Consider the following 22,812-nt stretch of genomic DNA (forward strand, 5'->3'; position numbering starts at 1 on the left):
ATACTGGACCGATGACCCCGCCGCGCCCCCTCGAGCAGTCCTCCAAGCTCCGCAACGTCCTCTACGAGATCCGCGGCAAGGCGCTCGTGGAGGCGTCGCGGCTGGAGAGCGAGGGGCACCGCATCCTGAAGCTCAACACCGGCAACCCGGCCGGCTTCGACTTCGAGGCGCCGCACCAGATCGTCCGCGACATGATCGCCGCGATGCCCAGCGCGCACGGCTACAGCGACAGCCGCGGGATCCTCTCGGCCCGCCTCGCGGTGACCTACCGCTACGAGGAGGTCCCCGGCTTCCCGCCGGTGGACCCGGAGTGGGTGTTCCTCGGCAACGGGGTGTCCGAGCTGATCACGATGACGCTGCAGGCGCTGCTCGACGACGGCGACGAGGTTCTCATCCCGGCGCCCGACTACCCGCTCTGGACGGCGATGACGAGCCTCGCCGGCGGGACCGCGGTGCACTACCGCTGCGCGGAGGACGACGGCTGGCAGCCCGATCTCGAGGACATCCGCTCGAAGATCACGGCGCGCACGAAGGCGATCGTCGTGATCAACCCCAACAACCCGACCGGCGCCGTCTACACCCGCGAGGTGCTCGAGGGGATCGTCGCCCTCGCCGAGGAGCACTCGCTGCTGCTGCTCGCCGACGAGATCTACGACCGGATCCTCTACGACGACGCCCAGCACATCCCGCTGGCGTCGCTCGCGCCGGACCAGCTCTGCCTCACCTTCAACGGCCTCTCCAAGACCTACCGCGTCGCGGGCTACCGCTCCGGCTGGCTCGCGATCACCGGGCCGCGCGAGCACGCCGCGGGGTTCCTCGAGGGGATCACCCTGCTCGCCTCGACCCGGCTCTGCCCCAACGTGCCGGGGCAGTACGCGGTGCAGGCCGCGCTCTCGGGGGTGCAGTCGATCGAGGCGCTGATCGCGCCGGGCGGGCGGCTGCGGCGCCAGCGCGACGCCGCGTGGAAGGGGCTGCAGGCGATCCCCGGCGTCTCCTGCGAGCTGCCGATGGGCGCGCTCTACGCGTTCCCGCGGCTCGATCCGGAGGTGCACGAGATCCGCGACGACGGGCGGCTCGTCTACGACCTGCTGCTCGCGGAGCACATCCTGCTGGTGCCCGGCACCGGCTTCAACTGGCCGACTCCCGATCACCTGCGGATCGTGACGCTGCCGGAGGAGCGGGTGATCTCCGAGGCGATCGAGCGGCTGGGGAACTTCCTGTCGTCGTACAAGCAGTAGCCGCTCAGACCCTGCGGTACTCCAGCTCCGGCCGCCCCGGCGAGCCGTAGCGCGGGGCGCGCTCGGCGACTCCGGAGTCGGCGAGGTGCTCGAGGTAGCGCCGAGCGGTGACCCGCGAGACGTCGAGCCGGGCGGCGAGCTCGCCCGCGGACAGGCCGACCGGGCCGAGCAGCGCGGTCACCGCGTCGAGCGTCTCGGCGGAGAGTCCCTTCGCCAGGCCCGGAGCGTTGGAGGTCCGCAGCGCGGCGAAGGCGCCGTCGACCTCGTGCTGGCTCGCGACGTCGGCACCGTGCATCCGCTCGCGGTACTGGCGGTAGCTGGCGAGCTTCGCCGCGAAGACGCTGAAGACGAACGGCTTGATCAGGTACTGCACGATCCCGGCGGCGACGGAGGCGCGCACCACGGCGGCGTCGCGCACGGCGGTGATCGCGATCACGTCGATGTCCAGGCCCGCGGTGCGCACGGCGCGGCAGAGGTCGAGCCCGCCCATGTCGGGCAGGTTCATGTCGAGCAGGATCAGCGCGATCGCGGGATCGGCGCGCAGGGCCCGGATCGCCTCGGCCCCGCTGCCGGCGACGGCCGCGACCTCGAAGCCCTCGACGCGCCGGACGTAGTCGGCGTGCGCGCTCGCGGTCAGCGGCTCGTCCTCGACGACGAGGACGCGGATCGGGGCGGTCACGGGCGCACTCCTGCCGGTGTGTCCGACCGCAGCGGCAGCTGCACCGTGAACACCGCGCCGACGTGCCGGGTCACCTCGATGCTCCCGCCGAGCCGCTGCACCACCTGCTGCACCAGCGCGAGGCCGATGCCGCGGCCGAACGCGTCCGACTCCTTCGTCGAGTACCCGCGCGCGAAGACGTCGGCCGCCTCCGCGACGCCGGGTCCGCTGTCGGAGACCTGCAGGACCAGCTCGGCCCCCTCGGCACCGGACGCCTCGGCCAGGCCGAGGTAGACCTCGACCCACGGCTCGCGGTCGGCGGCGGAGGAAGCGGCCGCGTCGAGCGCGTTGTCGATCAGGTTGCCGAGCACGGTCACCAGGTCGCCGGGCTCGAAGCCCTGCGCGCCCGGCTCGAGGTGCGTCTCGAGGTGCAGCTCGACCCCGCGCTCGCGGGCCTGGGCGGCCTTGCCGAGCAGCAGCGCGGCGATCACCGGCTCCTGCACCGAGCCGAGCACCCTGTCGGCCAGCCGCTGGCTGAGGTTCAGCTCGCCGGCCGCGAAGGCGAGCGCCTCCTCCGGTCGGCCGAGCTCGATCAGCGAGGCGATGGTGTGCAGGCGGTTGGAGAACTCGTGGGTCTGCGAGCGCAGCGCGTCCGAGAGGGTGCGCATCGACTCCAGCTCGCCGGACACCCGCTGCAGCTCCGTGCGGTCGCGCAGCGTCGTGACGGTGCCGAGCGGCCGGGCACCGGGGGAGGCGGCCGGTCGCTCGTTGACCACGAGGATCCGCTCGTGCGCGACGACCAGGCGGTCGGCGACCGGCTCGTCGGCGAGCAGCACCGCGCGCAGGGCGTCGGGGAGGTCGAGCTCGGCGACGGGCACCGGGATCGACACGCGCTCGAGCCCGAGCAGCTCGAGCGCGTGGTCGTTCGCGAGCACCAGCCGCCCGCGGTCGTCGACGAGGAGCAGCCCCTCGCGCACCGAGTGCAGCACCGACTCGTAGTAGGCGAAGACCTGGCTCATCTGCTCGGGCCCCCGGCCGCCCGTGACCCGGCGGAGGTAGCGGGCGAGCAGCCAGGAGCCGATGCCGCCGAGCGCCACCGCGCCGAGCACGCCGCCGGCGACGACCTGCAGGCGGGGGAGGAAGGAGGCGTCCACGCGGCTGAGGGTCACGCCGGCCGAGACCAGCGCGACGACGGTGCCGTCGGCGCTCTCGATCGGGGCGACGGCGCGCACCGAGGGGCCGAGGGTGCCGGTGTAGGTCTCGGTGAAGGTGCGGCCCTCGAGCGCCGGCGCGATGGTGCCGATGAACGGCAGGCCGATCTGCGCGCGGTCGCGGTGGGTGTAGCGGGTGCGGTCGGGGTTCATGATCGTGAGGAAGTCGACGCCGGTGTCGGCCATGATCTCCTCCGCGTAGGGCTGCAGCGAGGCGGACGGGTCCGCCCCCTGCGCCGCGTCGAGGACGAACGGGTTGTCGGCGACCGTGCGCGCGACCACGAGGCTCCGCTGGGCCGCGTCGTCGCCGGCGCGCCCGCGGGCGTCGAAGGCGAGGACCAGCACCGCGATCGCGCCGATCACGAGGATGCAGATCAGCTGCACGGCGAACAGCCGCGCGGCGATGCTGCCGCGGGGGCTCGTTCCGGGCATCCGACCTCCTCGTCCGCGACCTGGACCTCGATGTCCGTGAACAGCTCGATGTCCGTGAACAGTATGAACGCAACATCGGCCGGGCGACCCGCGGGGGCCAGCATCGTCTCACCCCCCCAGCTCGATGAAGAGACAGGACACGCTCATGGCGAAGACGCCCGGCAGCCCCGCAGACCGGCCCCGCACCGACAGGCTCAGCCCCGCGGTCACCCCCGCGAAGACCCGCCGGCGGATCGACCGCAACCACTGGCTCTACATCGCCGTGATCATCGCGGTCGTCGCCGGCGTGATCGTCGGCCTGGTCGCCCCCGCGTTCGCCGCGACGCTCGAGCCCGTCGGCAAGGCGTTCGTGGGCCTCATCAAGATGATGATCGCGCCGATCATCTTCTGCACCATCGTGATCGGCATCGGCTCGATCGCCAAGGCCGCGACGGTCGGCAAGGTCGGCGGCCTCGCCCTCGGCTACTTCATCGTGATGTCGACCTTCGCGCTGGCCATCGGCCTGGTCGTCGGCAACATCCTGCACCCGGGTGAGGGCCTCGACATCTCGAGCGCCACCTACGACACCACCGACCTCAAGGCGGAGTCGACCAGCGACTTCATCCTCGGGATCATCCCGGTCTCGCTGTTCTCCTCGCTCGTGGACGGCAGCATCCTGCAGACGCTCTTCGTCGCCCTCCTGGTCGGCTTCGCGCTGCAGAAGATGGGCGCCAAGGGCCAGCCGATCCTCGGCGCGATCAAGCAGCTCCAGGGGCTGGTCTTCCGCATCCTCTCGATGGTGCTCTGGGTCGCCCCGATCGGCGCGTTCGGCGCGATCGCCGCGGTGGTCGGCAAGACCGGCTGGGGCGCGGTCGTCGCCCTCGCCACCCTGATGATCGGCTTCTACCTCACCTGCGCGATCTTCGTGGTCGTCATCCTCGGCCTGCTGCTGCGCCTGGTCACCGGCGTCAGCATCTTCTCGCTGATGAAGTACCTGGCCCGCGAGTACCTGCTCATCGTCGGCACCTCCTCCTCCGAGGCCGCTCTGCCCCGCCTGATCGCCAAGATGGAGCACCTGGGCGTCTCCAAGCCCGTCGTCGGCATCACCGTCCCGACCGGCTACTCCTTCAACCTCGACGGCACCGCGATCTACCTCACGATGGCCTCGCTCTTCATCGCCTCGGCGACCGGCGCCCCGATGTCGATCCCGGAGCAGATCGGGCTCCTGCTCTTCATGATGGTCGCGTCCAAGGGCGCCGCGGGCGTCACCGGCGCCGGCCTCGCCACGCTGGCCGGCGGCCTGCAGTCCTTCCGCCCCGACCTGGTCAACGGCGTCGGCGTCATCGTCGGCATCGACCGCTTCATGTCGGAGGCCCGCGCGGTCACCAACTTCACCGGCAACGCGGTCGCCACCCTTCTCGTCGGCACCTGGACCAAGCAGATCGACATGGTGCAGGTCCGCGAGGTGCTCGGCGGCCGCGCTCCCTTCGACGAGGCCACCCTCGGCGCGGACGAGCACGAGGCCCCGGCCTCCGGCACCTCGATCACCGAGGGCATCGCCTCCATCCAGGACTCGGACGAGGCCGAGCGCACCCGCGCCGAGCTGAGCGCGAAGCGCTAGGAGACGCCGCATGCTGGTCGAGCAGCCGCGGAGTGGCCCCCGCATGCTGGTCGAGTAGCCCCGCAGGGGCGTATCGAGACCCACCGTCTGCACCACGGTGGATCTCGATACGCCCGCTTCGCGGGCTACTCGATCAGCATGAAGGGACCCGCTGCGCGGGCGGCTCGGCGGCGGGGCGCCGCACAACATCAGCTGAGAAGGGTGGGCCTCCGCTGTCAGGGGATGCCCCCTCGTCTCAGCTGATGTTGTGCAGCCACATGCTGGTCGAGTAGCCCCGCAGGGGCGTATCGAGACCCGCCGTCACCAGCAGGACGGGTCTGCAGACTCAGCGTCCTGACGGTGGTGGATCTCGATACGCCCGCTTTGCGGGCTACTCGATCAGCATGAAGGGGGCCCGCTTCGCGGGCTACTCGATCAGCATGGTGTGGCTCAGCGCCGGCGGACGCCCAGCAGCGGCAGGGTCACCGCGCAGAGCGGGCCGATGAGCAGGGCGAAGGCGAGGGTGCCGAGGCCGACGTCGCCGCCGAGGGCCCAGCCGGTCAGGAGCACGGTGAGCTCGACGCCGCCTCGGGCCGCCCAGATCGGCAGCCCGAGGCGGTTGTGTAGGCCGGTCATCAGGCCGTCGCGCGGGCCGGCGCCGAGGCGGGCGCCGATGTAGATCCCGCTCGCGACGGCCAGCAGCACCAGGCCGCCGGCGAACAGCAGCGCCTTGCCCCACCACTCCGCGGGGACGGCGAGCAGCTCGATCCCGACGCCGATCGTCGTGCCGACCACCAGCACGTTGAGCACGGTGCCGAGGCCGGGTCGCTGCCGCAGCGGGATCCAGAGCAGCAGGACGAGCAGTCCGATCACGTTGGTGAGCAGTCCGATCCCCAGTCCGGTCTGGCGGGCGACGCCGAGGGCGAAGACGGTCCACGGGTCCACGCCGATCGACGCGCGGATCATCATCGCGTCGGCGAAGCCGTAGAGCACGAGCCCGACCAGCAGCCGCGGCACGGGTCGCAGGCGCCACTGACTCGCCGGGGGAGCGGGGACGGCGAGGGGCGCGGTGATCGTCATGCCGAGAATCCCATCGCAGGAGTGGCCTTCTCCGCGCGGTCCAATCCGGCTATCTTGGACGCATGGCTGATGTCCACTTCGGCGTGCGCGCCCTGCAGACCCTCCTCGGCGACTGGCGCGAGCAGCGCGGCACCCGCCCGGCGTACCTCGCCCTCGCCGACCGCATCCGCCTCCTCAGCATCGACGGCCGCATCCCGACGGACAGCCGGCTCCCCGCCGAGCGCGAGCTGTCGGCGCGGCTCGGCGTGAGCCGCACCACCGTCGCCGCCGCCTACCGCGAGCTGCGCGACAGCGGCTACCTGGTCAGCGTCCGCGGTTCCGGCAGCGCCACCCGCCTCCCGGGCGCCGCGGTGCACGCCGTGCCGACCCTCGCCCCGGACTTCGTCGACTTCACCAAGGCCGCGCTGCCCGCCGTACCCGAGCTCGCCGAGGCCTACGCCCGCGCCGCGCGCCTCGCGCCGGAATACTTCGAGGACGGCTCCTACGACACCGTCGGCCTGCCGCTGCTGCGCCGCGCGATCGCCGAGCGCTACACCCGCCGCGGCCTGCGCACCGAGCCCGGCCAGATCATGGTGACCATCGGCGCGCAGCACGCGATCGCGCTCGTCGCGCGGACCCTGCTCGCCCGCGGCGACCGCGCCCTGATCGAGGCGCCGACCTACCCGCACGCCTACGAGGCGCTGCGGCTCGCCGGCGCCCGGCTGGTGCCGGTCAACGTGGACGGCGCCGACGGCTGGGACGGCGAGGGCCTGATCGCGGCGATCCGCGGCACCAGCCCCACGCTCGCCTACCTGATGCCCGACTTCCACAACCCGACCGGCCGCTCGATGGCCGTCGACCTGCGCGAGCGCGCGATCGCCGCCGCGGCGCGCCAGGGCACGCTGATCATCGCCGACGAGACCACCGCCGAGCTCGACATCGACCGGCGGATGTCGCCGCTGCCCTTCGCCTCCTACGGTCCCGAGGGCACGGTGATCTCGATCGGCTCGGTCGGCAAGACGCTCTGGGGCGGCATCCGGATCGGCTGGATCCGCGCGGAGCGGAGCGTCATCCGCAAGCTCGTCGCAGCGCGCTCGGCCGGCGATCTCGGCAGCCCGATCGTCGAGCAGCTCCTGGTCGCCGACATGCTCGGCCGGATGGACGGGGTGCTGGAGCTGCGCCGCGAGCAGCTGCGGGCCGGCCGCGACCACCTCGAGGCGGCGCTCGCCCGCGCGATCCCGGAGTGGAGCGTGCCGCGAGTCTCCGGCGGCCTCTCCACCTGGGTCGGCCTCGGCCGCCCCGCGAGCTCGCAGCTGGCGCTCGCCGCCCGCACCTCCGGACTGTTGATCACCGCCGGCCCGCGCTTCGGGATCGACGGCGCCTTCGAGCGCTTCCTGCGCATCCCGATCGGCTACTCCCCGGAGATCACCGACCGGGCCGTGGACGCGCTCGCCGTCGCCTGGGGTCAGGTGGCGCGCCACCCGGCGGCCGACACCGGCTACCTCGCCGACGTCGTCTGATCCTCCAGGTCCTCCCGGAGGGGGACGAATACTCAGCCAGCTGATGGAAGACTCACGGCGTGCATCTCCTCGCGGTCCTCAGCATGAAGAACCGGGCGCTCATCGCGCTCGTCACCGTCGTCATCGCCGTCTTCGGCGGCGTCGCCCTCACCGGGCTGAAGCAGGAGCTCGCGCCGTCGATCTCCTTCCCGCAGCTGGCGGTGATCTCGAGCTACCCGGGTGCCGCTCCGGAGGTGGTCAACGACGACGTCTCGACGCCGATCGAGACCGCCATCCAGGGGGTGCCGGGGCTCGAGACGACCAGCGCGACCTCGTCCACGAACTCGTCGCTGATCTCCGCCTCCTTCGCCTACGGCACCGACCTGGCGACCGCCGAGCAGAAGATCCTGCAGGCGATCAACCGGATCAAGAGCACGCTCCCGGACGGCGTCGACCCGCAGGTGGTGACCGGCTCGTTCGACGACCTGCCGGTGCTGCAGCTCGCCGTCTCGAGCGACGGTGACGCGAAGGCGCTCGCCGACCGCCTGCGCACGAGCGTCATCCCGGACCTGGAGAAGGTGGATGGCGTCCGCGAGGTCGCCCTGGTCGGCGAGAGCGCGCAGCGCGTCACGATCACCCCGGACGACGCGGCGCTCGACGCCGCCGGCCTCTCGACCGCGGACATCCGCACCGCGCTGCAGCAGAACGGCGTGCTGGTCGCCGGCGGCGAGATCACCCAGGACGGCAGCACCTTCTCGGTGCAGTCCGGCGTCAAGCTCGACTCGACCGACGCGATCGCGGCGCTGCCGCTGATCCGGTCCGCCGGAGCCTCTGCGGCCGCCGGCATCCAGGTCGGCGGTGCCCTCGCGCCCACGCCCGCCCCCACCCTCGGCTCCGTCGCCACCGTCGCCGTCACCGACGCCCCGATCACCTCGATCTCGCGGGTCAACGGCCAGCCGGCGCTGACCCTCTCGATCACCAAGCTCCCCGCGGCGAACACGGTCGAGGTCTCGACCGGCGTCACCGCGCTGCTGCCGGATCTCGAGGCGTCGCTCGGCGAGAACGCGACCTTCACCTCGGTCTTCGACCAGGCCCCCTACATCCAGGACTCGATCGAGTCGCTCGCGCAGGAGGGGGCGCTGGGCCTCGTCTTCGCGGTGCTGGTGATCCTGCTGTTCCTGCTCTCGGTGCGCTCGACGCTGGTCACGGCGATCTCGATCCCGACCTCGGTCCTGATCACCTTCATCGGCCTGCAGACCGCGGGCTACACGCTCAACATCCTCACCCTGGGCGCGCTGACGATCGCGATCGGCCGGGTGGTCGACGACTCCATCGTCGTGATCGAGAACATCAAGCGGCACCTCGACGCGGGGGAGGAGCGCGCGGCGACCATCGCGGTCGCGGTGCGCGAGGTCGCGGGCGCGATCACCGCCTCGACGATCACCACGGTCGCCGTGTTCCTGCCGATCTCGTTCGTCGGCGGCACGACCGGCGAGCTGTTCCGGCCGTTCGCGCTGACGGTGTCGATCGCCCTGCTCGCCTCGCTGCTCGTCGCGCTGACGATCGTGCCCGTGCTGGCGTACTGGTTCCTCCGTCCCTCCAAGCGCCCGGGCGTGCGCGAGGCGGCGAAGGCGGCGCTCGCCGAGGAGCGCGGCGCAGCCGGCGAGACCGTGGTCCCGGCTCGCGAGGCCGAGCCCGAGCACGCCCGCCACAGCGCGCGCGCGACTCCCCGCCGCGCGGCCGGCCTGCAGCGGGTCTACGGCCCCGTGATCGCCTGGACCCTCAAGCACTCGGTCGCGACGGTTCTGCTCGCGCTGCTCGTGCTCGTCGGCACCGGCGCGCTCTACCCGCTGATGAAGACCAACTTCCTCGGTGCCAGCGGGCAGAACACCTTCACCGTCACCCAGACCGTGCCCGACGGCCAGAGCCTGGACGCGCAGGACGCGACCGCGCAGCAGGCCAGTGCGGCGATCCTCGAGGTCGGCGGCGTGCAGACCGTGCAGCTCTCGATCGGCTCGTCGAGCGGCGGGCTGCAGAGTGCGTTCGGCGGCGGAGGCGGCGGCACCTCGATCCGCTACTCCGTCACCACCGACGAGTCGGCCGACCAGGAGACCGTGCAGGCCGACGTCCGCACGGCGCTCGGCTCGGTCGCCTCGGCCGACGACATCAGCGTCGCCGCGTCGTCGGGCTTCGGCGCCTCCTCGAACATCGAGGTCGACCTCTCGACCGCCTCGCAGAGCGATCTGCAGAGCGCGAACGACGCGCTGCTCGCGGCGCTGCGCGGCACCGACGGGATCAGCCAGGCCGAGAGCAACCTCTCCTCCTCGCTGCCCTACATCGCGGTGCGGGTCGACCGCGCGGCGGCCGCGGACGCCGGCCTCACCGAGGTCGCCGTCGGCACCCTGGTCAGCCAGGCGCTGCAGCCGACCCAGACGGGCAGCGTCGTGATCGACGACCGCACGCTCTCGGTCTACCTCGCCGACGCGCAGCCGCCGGCCACCCTCGACGAGCTGTCGGCCCTGGAGATCCCGACGCGCACCGGAGCGGTCCCGCTCTCCTCGCTCGCCGTCGTCGAGCGGACCGACGGGCCCGCGAGCATCACCACCGAGCGCGGGCAGCGCACCGCCACCATCACGGTGACCCCCGAGGGCGACGACCTCGCCTCGGCGAACGTCGCGGTGCAGAGCGCGATCGACGACACGGAGCTGCCGGCCGGCGTCTCCGCCTCGCTCGGCGGCGTCACGGCCGATCAGAGCGACGCGTTCTCCCAGCTCGGGATCGCGCTGCTGGTGGCGATCCTGATCGTCTACGTCGTGATGGTCGCCACGTTCCGCTCGCTCCTGCAGCCGCTGCTGCTGCTGGTGTCGGTGCCGTTCGCGGCGACCGGTGCGATCCTGCTGCAGGTGCTCACCGGCGTGCCGCTGGGCGTGCCCTCGCTGATCGGCGTGCTGATGCTGATCGGCATCGTGGTCACCAACGCGATCGTGCTGATCGACCTGGTGAACCAGTACCGCGAGCGGGGGATGCCCGTGCGCGAGGCGCTGCTGCACGGCACCGAGCGGCGGCTCCGCCCGATCCTGATGACGGCGCTCGCGACGATCTTCGCGCTGCTGCCGATGGCGCTCGGGATCACCGGCCACGGCGGCTTCATCTCGCAGCCGCTGGCGATCGTCGTGATCGGCGGCCTGGTGTCCTCGACCGTGCTCACCCTGGTCGTGCTGCCGGTCGTCTACAACCTGGTCGAGGGGTATCGTGAGCGGCGGCGTGCCGCCCGCGCCGGAGAGGCGTCGGCATGAGCGACACAGGATTCAGCACCCCGGCAGGGGAGACCACAGCAGCGGAGGTCGTCGCGGCCGCACCCGAGACGATCGGCTCCCGCTGGACGAGCGGCCCCGACCGCGCCGCCCGCGCGATCGCCGAGGTCGGCCCCGAGCGCTTCGTCGCCGCGGACTACCGGCCGGGCACCATCCGGCACATCGTGCTGTTCCGCTTCCGCCCGACGGCGCTCGTCGCCGAGGTGGACGGCGTGATCGCGTCCTTCCTCGCGCTCGGCGAGGAGTGCCTCCGCGACGGCCGCCCGTACATCGTCTCGATCGAGAACGGCCCGCAGCTCAGCACCGAGGGCGCGGGCGAGGGCTTCGACCGCGCGTTCCTGCTGACCTTCGCGTCCGAGGGCGACCTCAACTACTACATCGGCCGCCCGGCGGTCGATGCGCCCGGGCTGTTCGATCCGGCGCACGACGCCTTCAAGGGCCTCGTCGGCCCGCTGCTCGACACGGCCGGGGTGGTCGCCTTCGACTTCCGTCCCGAGCCGTTCGACGCCGGCGCGCTCGCGGGCTAGGGCTCGGGAGCCGGACGACGTGGCGACCCCCGACTTCATCCTCCGCCTGCGCGAGCGGGTGGGCACCGAGCTGCTCTGGCTCACCGGCGTCACCGCGGTGATCGTGCGAGAGGAGCCGGTCCGCCAGGTCCTCCTTGTCCGCCGCGCGGACACCGGCGCCTGGACCGCCGTCACCGGGGTCATCGATCCCGGTGAGACGGTCGCCGGCACCGCGCGGCGCGAGGCGCTCGAGGAGGCGGGCGTCGAGATCGAGGTCGAGCGCGTCGTCTGGCTGCACACCCTGCCGCCGATGGAGTACCCGAACGGCGACCGGGCCCAGTACCTCGACCACGTGCTGCGCGCCCGCTACCTCTCGGGCGAGGCGCACGTCGCCGACGACGAGTCGAGCGAGGTCGGCTGGTTCGCGCCGGACGCGCTGCCGCCGATGAGCGCCGATCACCGCGAGCGGATCAGCCGCGCGCTGTCCGACGAGACGGCCTGCGCCTTCGACTGAGCGCGAGCGCCTTCTCAGATCTGCTCCGAGACGAGCACGGCGCTCGTCCCGGGCTCGAGGGCGTCGAAGACGTGCGGCTCGTCGGCCGGGTAGGACAGGCAGTCGCCGGGCGCGAGCTCGACCGGGTCGTCGGCCGGACCGGCCAGGGCGCGTCCGGTGGACAGGATCAGGTGCTCGACGGTGCCGCGGGCGTGCGGCTTCGAGTTCCGTACGGCTCCGGGCTCGGCGGTGAGGCGGTACACGTCGCGGCGGGCTCCCGGCGGGCAGGCGCTGAGCAGGGTGGCCGCGGAGTCCGTCGTCGCCGAGGCGCTGCGCGGGCCGTCCCCGGCGCGGATCAGCTGCACGGCGCGGCGCGGCGGCTCGACCAGGTGCGAGAACGGCACGCCGAGCGCGCCGCCGAGCGCCCAGAGCGTCTCGAGGCTCGGGTTGCCCTCGGCGGCCTCGAGCTGCGAGAGCGTCGACTTGGCGATCCCGGCGCGACGGGCGATCTCGGAGATGCTCAGGCCGAGGCGGCCGCGCTCGCGGCGCAGAGCGGAGGCGACCAGGTCGCGCGGTGAGACGGCGTCCGTCATCGCACCGAGCGCGCGAAGCAGACGCCCGAGTCGTCGCCCACGTGCGCGCCGAAACCGTCGATCTCGGTGAAGCCGAGCGCGTGGGCGGCGGCGAGGGCCGCGTCCGCCTGGACCGGTACGCGGAAGCGGAGCGTGCGGATGCGCTGCACGCTCGCGTAGGAGAGCGCGGCGGCGACGAGCCGGCGGGCGACTCCGCTCCGCCGCGACTCCGGGGCGACCTCGAGGGCGAGCAGCTCGGCGAAGTCGTCGGGCCCGGGCGTCAGCGCCAGCACGCCGATCGGCTGCTGCGTGGCGCCGTCGCGGGCGACGAGGAGGCGGGCGTGCGGCGGAAGCTCGGCGGTGAGCAGCGAGGCGAGCGCTCCCGTCCCCGGCCGCTCCAGCCGGACGACGACCCCGGCGGTCACGACGACGGCGCCGCGGCCGGCTCGGTCTGCGCGGCGGGCTCGAGCGAGAGCGTCTGCTCGGCCGGCGCGTCGAGCTGCTCGTGCAGGAAGTCGACGACGGTGCGGCGGAGCGAGTCGTCGAGCATCGCGATCGAGTGCCGGGTGCCGGGCACGAGGACGAAGTCGACGCTCGCGCCCGCCGCGTCGAGCGCCTCGGCGAAGTCCTGCGACTGGCTGAGCGCCACGCGCTCGCCGGCGGAGTGGGCGATGAGGAACGGCGGCTCGGAGCCGTCGACGTGCGCGATCGGCGAGGCCTCAACGGCGGCTGCGCAGTCCTCGAGGTCGGCGCAGTCGAGATAGCCGCGGACCGCCGCGCCGACCCCGACGATCGGGTCGTCGTCCGCCACGCCCGCCGCCGTGAGATCCGCGGGGCCGCTGAGGTCGACGACCGCGGCGAGGCGCGACGTGCCGGCGTCGTCGGCCGTCAGCGCGTCGTCGGTGCCGAGCAGGGAGACGAGGTTGCCGCCGGCCGAGCCGCCGAACGCCGCGACGCGGGACGGATCGATGCCGAAGCGCTCGGTCTGCGCGGGCTCGAGGATCCAGTCGAGGGCGGCCGAGACGTCCTCGATCTGCGCGGGGAAGACGTCGGCCGGGGCGAGGCGGTAGTTCACCGAGACGGCGACGAAGCCCTCGGACGCGAGCCACTGGCAGAGCGGGCGCCAGTTGGGGTCGGCCTTGTCGCCGCGGGTCCAGCTGCCGCCGTGCACGACGAGCACCGCGGGGAGGGCGGCTCCGGCCGCGGCGTCGACCGGCGAGCAGACGTCGAGCGCCTGGCCCGTCGCCCGGTCGTAGACGAGGTCGGCGGTGACGGGCACGTCGTCGTACGCGGTGACCGCGGCGGCGCCGGCCGCCTGCGCGATCGGCTGCGAGACGGGGGCGCTCGAGCAGCCGGCGAGGCCGACCGCGAGCAGCGTCAGGATCGCCGACGAGAGGGCGATCGGTCGCGTGGGTCGGCTGGGCTCGCGCATGGGTGAGGCGAGCATAAGGGAGAAGGCGGCGCCCGCCTAGAGCGACCCCGCGATCAGGGGGTGGACAGCGGCACCGGCGGCCGTTCGTCCGACTCCAGCGGCTCCGGTGCGACGGGATCCGGCGCCTCCGCCTGCAGGCGCACGAGCACCACGCCGACCAGGATCAGCGCCCCGCCGCCGAACTGGATCGGCGCCGGCAGCTCGCCCAGCAGGGCCCAGGCGGCGACGATCGAGAACAGCACCTCGGTCAGCCCGACGAACGAGGCGATCCGGGTGCCGAGCCGCGAGCCGCCTTCGATCCCGAGCAGATAGGCGAGCACCGTGGACATGCCGAGGATGACCGCCGCGGGCAGGAACCACGGCACGTCGTTCCCGACGAAGACGACGTCGCCGAAGGTCGCCCGCAGCGGGACGAGTCCGGTGACGCCGAGCACGAGCAGGAGCCCCGCGCCGACCGTCATCGCGCCCGCGGTGAGCGCGATCGGCGGCAGCTCCGGATCGATCCGGCCGGCGATCACGTAGTAGACGCAGAGGCCGAGCGACGCGGTCAGCGCCCAGGCGACGCCGACGAGCTCGGGAGTCGATTCGCCCGAGAGGTCGAGCACCAGCACCAGGCCGGCCAGCGCCAGCGCCGAGCCGGCGAGCGTGAAGCGGCCGGGGTGCCGGCGGGTGCGCGCCCAGGCGAAGAGGACGAGGAACACGGGAGCGAGGTACTCGATCAGGAGCGCGACGCCGACCGACATGTGCTCGATCGCGCTGTAGAAGCAGAGCTGCGCGGCGATCACGGCGAAGACGCCGTAGAGGCCGACCGTGCCGAGGTTGCGGCGGAGCACGTGCCAGCGGCCTCGCAGCGACAGCGCGGCCGGGATCGCGAGGATCAGCGCGGCGCCGCCGGCCCGCCAGAGCACGGCGGCGGAGGGGCTCCAGCCCGCCTCGAGCAGCGGCTTCACGAAGGGCCCGCCCAGGCCGAACGCGGCGGCGGCGGCGAGGGCCAGGAGCAGGCCGGAGCCGAGCTGCCGCGGTGGCGCAGTGGGAGTCACGTCAGCCTCTTTCAGGAGTCAAAGTCGTTATGCTCGTGACAGTACTGAGCGAACGTGTCAGGAGTCAACATGGTCTTCGCCTATGACGTGGAAGCGGCCCTCACCTCGACGGCCGTCCTGGTCAACACCCTCCCCGAGCTGTCGCCGTCCGGCGAGGACGAGATGGCGTCGATCGAGCAGCTCGACGAGTTCCTGCTGGACAACCGCTACACCGGCAGCCGCGACGGCTCGGCCGCCGAGCTGGAGGCGGTGCGCTCGGTGCGCGCGCCGCTCCGCTCGCTCTGGCGCAGCCGCGCCGAGGAGGACCTGGTCGCCGTCGTCAACGGGATGCTCGAGGACGGCCGGGCCCTCCCGCAGCTGGTGCGGCACGGCATCTTCGGCTGGCACCTGCACGCGACCCGCGACGAGAGCCCGCTGGCCACCCGCATCGTGGTGGAGGCGGCGATGGGCTTCGTCGATGTGATCCGCGGTGACGAGCGCGACCGCATCCGGATCTGCGCGGCGGACGACTGCGAGGCGGTGCTCGTCGACTTCTCCCGCAACCGCTCGAAGCGCTACTGCGACACCGGCAACTGCGGCAACCGTGCGAACGTCGCGGCGTACCGGGCGCGGCGCGCGTCGAGCTGAGGGGGCGGGCTGCCGGTGCCCTAGCCAGCGCCCGGGGTCGCGTGTAAACTCCCCTGGTCGGCTCTTGACTCCGTGCGTCGCCGCGCGGATGGGTTTGTCAGTCAAGCGGGCCGGATCTCCGACAGTCGTCGCGAGATGAATCACATGTGTGAATCGGCCCCGGTCAGCGTCTCAGAGCAGCGACTCACCCGGGTTCCCGCAGCGCCCTGTCCGTTCGCACCCCACGAGGGTGATCGATCGGCGTGTGCCTGCTCGCGCAAGACCTGAACCCAGGAAGCAGCCATGCCCAAGAACAAGAAGCCCGCCGGCGGACGCCCCGCCAAGAACTTCGAGCCCAACCGCTTCGGCGCCTCGAGCGGCAAGTCCCAGCTCGGCGGCCGCCCGCGCTTCGCCGCGCCGAAGTCCGGCTCCCGCAGCGAGGGCCACCGCGGCTACCGCCCCGTCGACGAGAACGCGCCCAAGAAGGCGCGCTGGAACGCCGAGGAGCGCGCCGCCAAGCTGACGGAGCGCGGAGAGAACCGCGGAGAGTCCCGCAGCTACGACCGCGACGACCGCCCCGCCCGCTCCTACGACCGGACCGACCGCCCCGCGCGCTCGAACGACCGCGACGACCGTCCGGCGCGTTCTTACGACCGGAGCGACCGTCCCGCGCGCAGCTTCGACCGCGACGCGCGTCCGGCCCGCTCCTACGACCGCGACGATCGTCCTGCTCGCAGCTACGACCGAGACGCCCGCCCGGCCCGCTCGAACGACCGCGACGACCGTCCGGCGCGTTCGTACGACCGCACCGACCGCCCCGCGCGCAGCTTCGACCGCACGGACCGTCCGGCGCGCTCCTTCGACCGTGACGCGCGTCCGGCCCGCTCGAACGACCGCGACGACCGTCCGGCTCGCTCGTTCGACCGCACGGACCGCCCCGCGCGCTCCTTCGACCGTGACGCGCGTCCGGCCCGCTCGAACGACCGCGACGCCCGCCCGGCCCGCTCGTTCGACCGCACGGACCGCCCCGCCCGCAGCTCCGACCGCACCGAGCGCCCGGCGCGCGGCTTCGACCGCGGCACCGAGCGCCCCGCCCGCGGCGGCTACGACCGGAACGACCGCGGCCCGCGCCGCGACTCGGGCTCGGACTTCTACCCCAAGCGCGACGGCCGCGCCTCGCACCAGGCCGACGACGTCGTGCTCGAGCGCCTCGAGGCGACCGCGACGCTCGCCGTCGACGTCGAGGGCGTCAGCTTCGGCGACCTCGGTCTCGGCGCGAACATCGTCCGCCAGCTGACCCAGATGGGTGCGGCCTCGCCGTTCCCGATCCAGGCCGCGACGATCCCCGAGGTCCTCGCCGGCAAGGACGTCCTCGGCCGCGGCAAGACGGGCTCCGGCAAGACGATCGCGTTCGGCGCCCCCGTCGTCGAGCGCCTGATGGAGAACGACGGAGCCAAGGGCCGCAAGCCCGGCCGTGCCCCGCGTGCCCTCATCCTCGCGCCGACCCGCGAGCTGGCGATGCAGATCGACCGCACCATCCAGCCGATCGCGCGCTCCGTGGGCCTGTTCACCGCGACGATCTTCGGCGGCGTGCCGCAGTACAAGCAGGTCGGCGCCCTCCAGCGCGGCGTGGACATCATCATCGCCACGCCGGGCCGCCTCGAGGACCTGATCGAGCAGGGTCGCCTCGACCTCTCGACCATCACGGTGACCGTCCTCGACGAGGCCGACCACATGTGCGACCTCGGCTTCCTCGAGCCGGTGCAGCGCATCCTCCGCCAGACCAAGCGCGGCGGCCAGCGCCTGCTCTTCTCGGCCACCCTGGACAAGGGCGTCGCGACGCTCGTCGACGAGTTCCTCGTCGAGCCGAGCGTGCACGAGGTCGCGGGGGAGGACCAGGCGTCCTCGAGCATCGACCACCGCGTCCTGCTGATCGAGCACCGCGACAAGGGCGCGATCATCGAGGAGCTCGCGGCGCGCGCCGGCAAGACGCTGATCTTCGCCCGCACCCGCGCGTTCGCGGAGCAGCTCGCCGAGCAGCTCGAGCACGCCGACATCCCGGCGACCAGCCTGCACGGCGACCTCAACCAGTCCCGCCGCACCCGCAACCTCGCGCTGCTGACCAGCGGACGGGTCGACGTCCTCGTCGCGACCGACGTCGCCGCGCGCGGCATCCACGTCGACGACATCGACCTGGTGATCCAGGCCGACGCCCCCGACGAGTACAAGACCTACCTGCACCGCTCCGGCCGCACCGGCCGCGCGGGCAAGAAGGGCACGGTCGTCACGCTGATCACGCGCAACCGCCGTCACCGCATGGAGGAGCTGCTCGAGCGCGCCGAGATCCGCGCCGACATGATCCAGGCGTACCCGGGCGACCGGGTGCTGGCCGAGATCAGCGCCGGCGAGTAGTCGCTCTCTCCCTGCTCGCGCAGGAACGCCGAAGGGCGGACACCCGGTGGGTGCCCGCCCTTCGGCGTTTCAGGGGTGCGATCCGAGGATCGCGCCGGCTCAGGAGGCCGGGGGGGTCAGAACCGTGTCGATGAGGTACACGGTCGCGTTGGCGGTCTGGACGCCGCCGCAGATGACCTTCGAGTCATTGACCATGATGTTGTCGCCGGAACCGGTGACCGTGACGTCGCCGCCCTGGACGGTGGCGTGGGTGCCGTCGATGTCGTCAGGGGCGATCTGGCCGGGGACGACGTGGTAGGTCAGGATCGAGGAGAGCGTGGCCGCTCCCTCGGGGGTCTTCAGCGTCTCGAGCGTCGCGGCGTCGAGCTTGGCGAACGCGTCGTCGACGGGGGCGAAGACGGTGAACTCGGCGCTGTTCAGCGTGTCGACGAGGTTGACGTCGGGGTTGAGCTGACCCGAGACCGCAGCGGTCAGGGTGGTGAGCAGCGGGTTGTTCGACGCGGCGGTGGCCACCGGGTCGAGGGCCATTCCGCCGACCGAGCCGGCGCCGTCCGGGACCTGCTCGGCGTACGCGGCGCAGCCGGAGCCGACGAGGTTGGCGGCCGGGTCCATGGTCGCCATGGGGGTGGCGGACTCGGTCATCATCGGGGTCGACATCTCGGAAGCGGTGTCGCTGGCGGCGTCGGTGGTGCCGGCGCCGGACGAGCAGGCGGTGAGGCCGAGGGCGGCGGTGCCGAGCAGGGCGAACGCGGCGAGGGTGGTGCGCTTGGTGGATCGCATGGGGATGCTCCTTCGTGATACGGCCCCCACGGGATGCGGAGGACCTGGCTGTGTGTGGACCGTTTCGCGGCCGTTGAACAGTCTTCGGAGCCCTCCCCGAGGGGGTTTGGAATCGATCGGAGCAATCCGGTCACGGGTTCATAACGGCGGAGGCAGGGCGATTACCCTGGATGTCGGTCCGCGCACGCTGTGCGGCACGAGAGACCAGTGGCACGAGAGACCAGGAGTCGAGCAGGTGCAGACGCGCAGGGCACGGACGGCACGCGGAGTCGTCGCCGCCGTCGCTGCGACCGCGACCGCCGCCGCCTCGCACACCCTGGCCGGCGCCGAGGCCCCCGCTCCGGCGATCCTCGCGCTCGCCACCGCCTTCGCAGCCGTCGTCTGCGTCCTGCTCGCCGGTCGCACGCTCTCGCTGGCGCGCCTCGCGGTCGCGGTGCTGCTCAGCCAGCTGGCCTACCACTCCCTCTTCGTGGTGACCGGCGGTGGCGGCGACGTCAGCGTCGTGGGCGCCACCGCCGGCGGCCACTTCCACGGCGGAGGCACCGTCGAGCTGATCGCGGGGGCGTCGGGTCACGCCGCGCACACCCCGCTGATGCTCCTCTCGCACCTGGTTGCCGCCGTCGTCACCGTCGCGGCGCTCCGCCACGGCGAGCGCGTCTTCTGGACCCTCGGCACCGCCGTGCTGCGCGTCGTCGTGCGCCTGGTCGCGCGAGCGTCCGCCCTGCTGGCGCCGCTCGGCGCCTCGGTGGCCGTCCTCGGCGCCGTCGAGCCGAGCGCGCCCCGCGCCCTCGACGCGGTCCTGCGGGTCCTGCGGCACCGCGGCCCGCCCGCGCGCGCCCTGCTCGCCGTCTGACGTCCTGCCCTCTCGAGTGGGCCGTGTCCGCCGGTGAACCCGCGCGCACCGCGATCCCGCGCTGCGCCCTCACCCTTCTCGGTGCCGCCCTCTCGCGGCTGCGCCGACTCCCGCTAGGACTCCTCGCGATCATGACCACCACCCGCACCTCCTCCTCCTCTGCCTCCGCCTTCTCCTCCCGCGTCCGCCTCGTCGGCGGCGGTGCGCTCGTCGCCGCGGGCTCCGTCGCCCTCGCGCTGGCCGATCCGACGGCCGCGAGCGCACACGTCACCGCCGCGGCCTCGAGCACGGCCGCCGGCTCGTACACGGTCGTCACCTTCTCGCTCGCCCACGGCTGCGAGGGCTCGCCGACGACCGGGCTCAGCATCACCATCCCCGAGGGCATCAACTCGGTCAGCCCGACCGTGAACCCCAACTGGGACGTCGTGAAGAACGAGGTCGAGATCGCCGATCCGGTGACCGACTCGCACGGCAACACCGCGACCCAGCGCGTCTCCGACGTCGTCTACACCGCGAAGACCGCGCTCGCCGACGGCTACCGCGACACCGTCTCGCTGCAGCTGCAGCTGCCGGAGGACGCGGCCGGCTCGACCCTCGAGTTCCCGGTGCTGCAGACCTGCGAGACCGGCTCGACCGCCTGGGACCAGCCCACCGTCGAGGGCGAGGACGAGCCGGAGCTGCCCGCGCCGACCGTCGCCGTGACCGCGGCGATGGAGGGCTCCGGCCACCACGACGCCGGGGCCGCTGACGACGACGGCGACGGTGACGACGCGGTCGCGACGACCGCCTCCGCCACTGCGGCCGCCGGCCAGAGCGACGACGTGCTCGCGCGCGTCCTCGGCGTCGGCGGACTCGTCCTGGGTGCCGTCGGCGTCGCCTTCGGTCTCGCCTCGCGTCGCCGCAGCCCGAAGGCGTCCGCGTGACGCTCGCTCACCGGAAGGGCGGACGCCTCGTCCTCGCCGCCGCCGCGATCGGGCTGATCGGCTCGGTCGCGGCGGCGGCGCCCGCCAGCGCCCACAACTACCTCGTCTCGACGACACCCGCCGTCGACTCGACGGTGACCGAGCAGCCCGGCACCCTCGCTCTGACGACCAATGACGACCTGCTGGTCCTCGGCAACGACGGCGCCGCGGCGGCCCTCCGCGTCGTCGGGCCGGACGGGCTCTACTACGGCGACGGCTGCGTCAGCGTCGTCGGACCGGAGGCCTCGATGCCGCTCGAGCTGGGCGCGGCCGGTGCCTACGAGGTGACCTGGCAGGTCGTCTCGACCGACGGGCACCCCGTCTCCGGGCAGTACGGCTTCGACTGGCAGCCGGGAGCGGACGTCGCCCTCGCCGAGGGATCGGAGTCGGTCCCCGACTGCAACGGCACCGTCGCGGTGTCCGACGCCTCGGCGCCGTCCGCGGACGAGGCGGAGGCGGCGACGGGGTCGGACCCGGCGCTGCTGGGCGACGTGCTGTGGATCGGCGGCGCTCTCGTGGCCGTCGTCGCGGCGATCGGCATCACGCTGCTCGTGCTGCGGAGGCGTCCGCAGAGCTGACCGCGGGGCGGGCCTCCTGCTCTCCTCCCGGGGTCAGCGCAGGAGGCTCGCCAGCGGTCCGCCCTCGAGATCCGCGAGGATCGCCGCGGCGTCCTCGTAGACCGCGACGGCGCCGGCCTCGCGCAGCTCGTGCTCGCCGGTGCCGCCGGACTGCACCGCGACGGTCGCGAGGCCGGCCCGCTCGGCAGCGAGGACGTCCCAGGTGGCGTCGCCGACCATGATCGCGCGGTCGGTCGAGACGCCGGCGCGCTCGAGCGCGATGCTGATCACATCGGGCGACGGCTTCGCGGTCTCGACGTCCTCTCCGCTCGTCACCGCGTGCACCGCGTCGCCGAGGTCGAGGACGTCGAGCAGGATCTCCAGCTCGTTCTGCGGCGCGGACGTCGCCAGCACGATGCGGACGCCCCGCCCGGCGAGCGCTCGGATCAGCTCGCGCGCTCCGGGCAGGAGCGCGATCCGGGCGGACGCCTCGGCGTAGTTCTTCGCGTGCAGGCCCTTCACCAGGGTGCGCGCGTCGTCGTCGACGTCGTCCTCGAGGAGCAGGTCGAGCAGCTCCGAGGAGTCGGCGCCGATCGCCCGCTGGATCCGCCAGGTCGCGACGTCGAGGTCCGCCTGCCAGAAGGCGCGCGACCACGCCTCCACGTGCAGGAAGTTGGTGTCGGCGAGCGTGCCGTCGATGTCGAAGAGCACGGCGGTCGGTGTCGTGGGCATGTGGTTCGTCCTCTGCTGGATGCGGGAGCTGGATGCGTGAGCCGAGTGCGGGAGCCGGTTCTCACCAGGCCGAAGTGGGAACCCTACGCCTGCGCGCGGGCATCAGCAGGACCCCTTGACTCGTGATCGGCGGGTCCTGACGGGCGACGCCGCGGGCGACCTCGTCGGCGATGACCTCGAGCCGGGCGACGCCCTCGAGATCGCCGGGCAGGATCACGCGGTCGTAGCCGAGGTTCACGACGAGGTGCTCGGGCCCGAGCGCCCAGTGCAGGCTTCCCGCGCCGGCGGTGGCCGGGACGATGCTCGCCTTCCTGCCGCGGTCGGCGGACCGGATGCCGATCCGGCCGCGCCACGCGTTGTGGAGGCGGACGAGCAGCGCGTGCAGAGCGGCGACGACCTCCGGGTCCGCCGTCCGAGTGTCGGGGGTGGACTCCGGTGGCTCCCACGGCGGCGGGAGCTCGGCGTCCGCGTCGATCTCGAGGGCGACGCGGAGGGTCGCGCCGCCGGTGGAGCGGTCCCAGGACGCGAGTCGCTGCAGCCTCCGTCGGGAGGGGTCGGGGACGAGGACGCCGCCCTCGCCGATCGCCGGGATGCTGCCGAGCACCGTCTCGCCGACAATCCCACGCACTGTTCCTGCAACCGGCCGTGCGTTCGGCGACGTGTCGTGGTGCTCCTCGCCGTACTGCTCGGGGCGACCCGCCCGAGCCGGGTAGCCCAGCAGCGACCAGGCGACCTGGTCCCCGACCGCGAACGGCGCGCCGCAGCAGTCCAGCTCCCAGCCCTCGCGGACGACCTCGATCAGGCGTGGCGAAGAATCGATCATCGGTGGCTCCCGCTCCCGTTCTCTCGCTGAACACGTCCCAACTCCGATCCTCGC

The 22,812-nt window shown here is 73.0% G+C and carries 21 protein-coding genes; 11 read left to right on the forward strand and 10 right to left on the reverse strand.

The genetic code is table 11. The features are described 5' to 3' along the window. Window positions 1-11 precede the first annotated feature (11 nt). Window positions 12-1,238 (forward strand): pyridoxal phosphate-dependent aminotransferase, encoded by a 1,227-nt coding sequence (locus tag EDF22_RS01400; RefSeq protein ID WP_123701857.1) that lies wholly within the window; start codon window positions 12-14, stop codon window positions 1,236-1,238. A 4-nt stretch (window positions 1,239-1,242) separates the two neighbouring features. Here EDF22_RS01400 and EDF22_RS01405 read toward each other — a convergent pair whose 3' ends face one another. Both EDF22_RS01405 and EDF22_RS01410 read right to left on the reverse strand, forming a co-directional pair. After that, window positions 1,243-1,917, reverse strand: a complete 675-nt coding sequence (locus tag EDF22_RS01405; protein WP_123701859.1) for a response regulator — start codon at window positions 1,915-1,917, stop codon at window positions 1,243-1,245. Continuing rightward, window positions 1,914-3,539, reverse strand: a complete 1,626-nt coding sequence (locus tag EDF22_RS01410) for a sensor histidine kinase (protein ID WP_123701861.1) — start codon at window positions 3,537-3,539, stop codon at window positions 1,914-1,916. Before EDF22_RS01410 ends, EDF22_RS01405 begins: the two co-directional genes overlap by 4 nt. A gap of 145 nt (window positions 3,540-3,684) precedes the next feature. On the opposite strand from EDF22_RS01410, the gene EDF22_RS01415 reads away from it, so the two are divergent. Further along, window positions 3,685-5,139, forward strand: coding sequence for a cation:dicarboxylate symporter family transporter (locus EDF22_RS01415; RefSeq protein WP_123701863.1), 1,455 nt, complete (start codon window positions 3,685-3,687; stop codon window positions 5,137-5,139). A gap of 429 nt (window positions 5,140-5,568) precedes the next feature. Here the strand turns inward: EDF22_RS01415 and EDF22_RS01420 are convergent, their stop codons facing one another. Continuing rightward, the gene (locus EDF22_RS01420) at window positions 5,569-6,087 is read right to left on the reverse strand and encodes a hypothetical protein (protein ID WP_123704606.1); all 519 of its coding nucleotides are present in this window, start codon (window positions 6,085-6,087) and stop codon (window positions 5,569-5,571) included. A 173-nt stretch (window positions 6,088-6,260) separates the two neighbouring features. On the opposite strand from EDF22_RS01420, the gene EDF22_RS01425 reads away from it, so the two are divergent. The 4 genes from EDF22_RS01425 to EDF22_RS01440 are packed head-to-tail and all read left to right on the forward strand — an operon-like array spanning window position 6,261 to window position 12,010. Further along, the gene (locus EDF22_RS01425) at window positions 6,261-7,697 is read left to right on the forward strand and encodes a PLP-dependent aminotransferase family protein (protein WP_123701865.1); all 1,437 of its coding nucleotides are present in this window, start codon (window positions 6,261-6,263) and stop codon (window positions 7,695-7,697) included. A gap of 59 nt (window positions 7,698-7,756) precedes the next feature. Next, a complete protein-coding gene (locus EDF22_RS01430; RefSeq protein ID WP_123701867.1) occupies window positions 7,757-10,972 on the forward strand; it encodes an efflux RND transporter permease subunit in 3,216 nt (1,071 codons plus the stop codon). Then, a complete protein-coding gene (locus EDF22_RS21045; RefSeq protein ID WP_123701869.1) occupies window positions 10,969-11,517 on the forward strand; it encodes a Dabb family protein in 549 nt (182 codons plus the stop codon). The genes EDF22_RS01430 and EDF22_RS21045 overlap by 4 nt, the downstream gene beginning before the upstream one ends. Window positions 11,518-11,536: 19 nt before the next feature. Further along, window positions 11,537-12,010: an NUDIX domain-containing protein gene (locus EDF22_RS01440; RefSeq protein WP_123444910.1), complete on the forward strand. Its 474-nt coding sequence runs from the start codon at window positions 11,537-11,539 to the stop codon at window positions 12,008-12,010. Between the two features lie 14 nt (window positions 12,011-12,024). On the opposite strand, the gene EDF22_RS01445 is transcribed toward EDF22_RS01440, so the two are convergent. From EDF22_RS01445 to EDF22_RS01460, 4 genes are read right to left on the reverse strand one after another with little or no spacing between them, the layout of a single operon-like run. After that, complete coding sequence (locus EDF22_RS01445; protein ID WP_123701873.1) at window positions 12,025-12,582, reverse strand: helix-turn-helix domain-containing protein; 558 nt, start codon at window positions 12,580-12,582, stop codon at window positions 12,025-12,027. Further along, the gene (locus EDF22_RS01450) at window positions 12,579-12,986 is read right to left on the reverse strand and encodes a GNAT family N-acetyltransferase (protein ID WP_123701875.1); all 408 of its coding nucleotides are present in this window, start codon (window positions 12,984-12,986) and stop codon (window positions 12,579-12,581) included. The genes EDF22_RS01445 and EDF22_RS01450 overlap by 4 nt, the downstream gene beginning before the upstream one ends. Then, window positions 12,983-13,993: an alpha/beta hydrolase gene (locus EDF22_RS01455; protein WP_185038658.1), complete on the reverse strand. Its 1,011-nt coding sequence runs from the start codon at window positions 13,991-13,993 to the stop codon at window positions 12,983-12,985. The genes EDF22_RS01450 and EDF22_RS01455 overlap by 4 nt, the downstream gene beginning before the upstream one ends. A 53-nt stretch (window positions 13,994-14,046) precedes the next feature. Then, window positions 14,047-15,033 carry a DMT family transporter gene (locus EDF22_RS01460; protein ID WP_123701877.1) on the reverse strand — a complete coding sequence of 329 codons (987 nt, stop codon included), beginning with the start codon at window positions 15,031-15,033 and terminating at the stop codon, window positions 14,047-14,049. Between the two features lie 69 nt (window positions 15,034-15,102). Between EDF22_RS01460 and EDF22_RS01465 the strand changes: the two genes are divergently transcribed. Both EDF22_RS01465 and EDF22_RS01470 read left to right on the forward strand, forming a co-directional pair. After that, a complete protein-coding gene (locus EDF22_RS01465) occupies window positions 15,103-15,660 on the forward strand; it encodes a CGNR zinc finger domain-containing protein (protein WP_123701878.1) in 558 nt (185 codons plus the stop codon). A 282-nt stretch (window positions 15,661-15,942) separates the two neighbouring features. Beyond that, a complete protein-coding gene (locus tag EDF22_RS01470) occupies window positions 15,943-18,051 on the forward strand; it encodes a DEAD/DEAH box helicase (protein ID WP_123701879.1) in 2,109 nt (702 codons plus the stop codon). 99 nt (window positions 18,052-18,150) lie between these two features. Here the strand turns inward: EDF22_RS01470 and EDF22_RS01475 are convergent, their stop codons facing one another. Next, window positions 18,151-18,831 (reverse strand): fasciclin domain-containing protein, encoded by a 681-nt coding sequence (locus tag EDF22_RS01475; protein ID WP_123701880.1) that lies wholly within the window; start codon window positions 18,829-18,831, stop codon window positions 18,151-18,153. Window positions 18,832-19,066: 235 nt separating this feature from the next. On the opposite strand from EDF22_RS01475, the gene EDF22_RS01480 reads away from it, so the two are divergent. From EDF22_RS01480 to EDF22_RS01490, 3 genes are read left to right on the forward strand one after another with little or no spacing between them, the layout of a single operon-like run. Beyond that, window positions 19,067-19,684, forward strand: coding sequence for a hypothetical protein (locus EDF22_RS01480; RefSeq protein WP_123701882.1), 618 nt, complete (start codon window positions 19,067-19,069; stop codon window positions 19,682-19,684). Window positions 19,685-19,707: 23 nt separating this feature from the next. Further along, complete coding sequence (locus tag EDF22_RS01485) at window positions 19,708-20,607, forward strand: YcnI family protein (RefSeq protein WP_123701884.1); 900 nt, start codon at window positions 19,708-19,710, stop codon at window positions 20,605-20,607. After that, window positions 20,604-21,224 (forward strand): copper resistance CopC family protein, encoded by a 621-nt coding sequence (locus EDF22_RS01490; protein ID WP_123701886.1) that lies wholly within the window; start codon window positions 20,604-20,606, stop codon window positions 21,222-21,224. The genes EDF22_RS01485 and EDF22_RS01490 overlap by 4 nt, the downstream gene beginning before the upstream one ends. A gap of 33 nt (window positions 21,225-21,257) precedes the next feature. Here EDF22_RS01490 and EDF22_RS01495 read toward each other — a convergent pair whose 3' ends face one another. Further along, a complete protein-coding gene (locus EDF22_RS01495; protein WP_123701888.1) occupies window positions 21,258-21,935 on the reverse strand; it encodes an HAD family hydrolase in 678 nt (225 codons plus the stop codon). 61 nt (window positions 21,936-21,996) lie between these two features. After that, on the reverse strand, window positions 21,997-22,758 hold the full coding sequence (locus tag EDF22_RS01500; protein ID WP_123701890.1) for a DUF6578 domain-containing protein: 762 nt from the start codon (window positions 22,756-22,758) through the stop codon (window positions 21,997-21,999). Window positions 22,759-22,812: the final 54 nt, after the last annotated feature.

The sequence above is a fragment of the Rathayibacter sp. PhB127 genome, assembly GCF_003751665.1.
Lineage (GTDB): Bacteria > Actinomycetota > Actinomycetes > Actinomycetales > Microbacteriaceae > Rathayibacter > Rathayibacter festucae.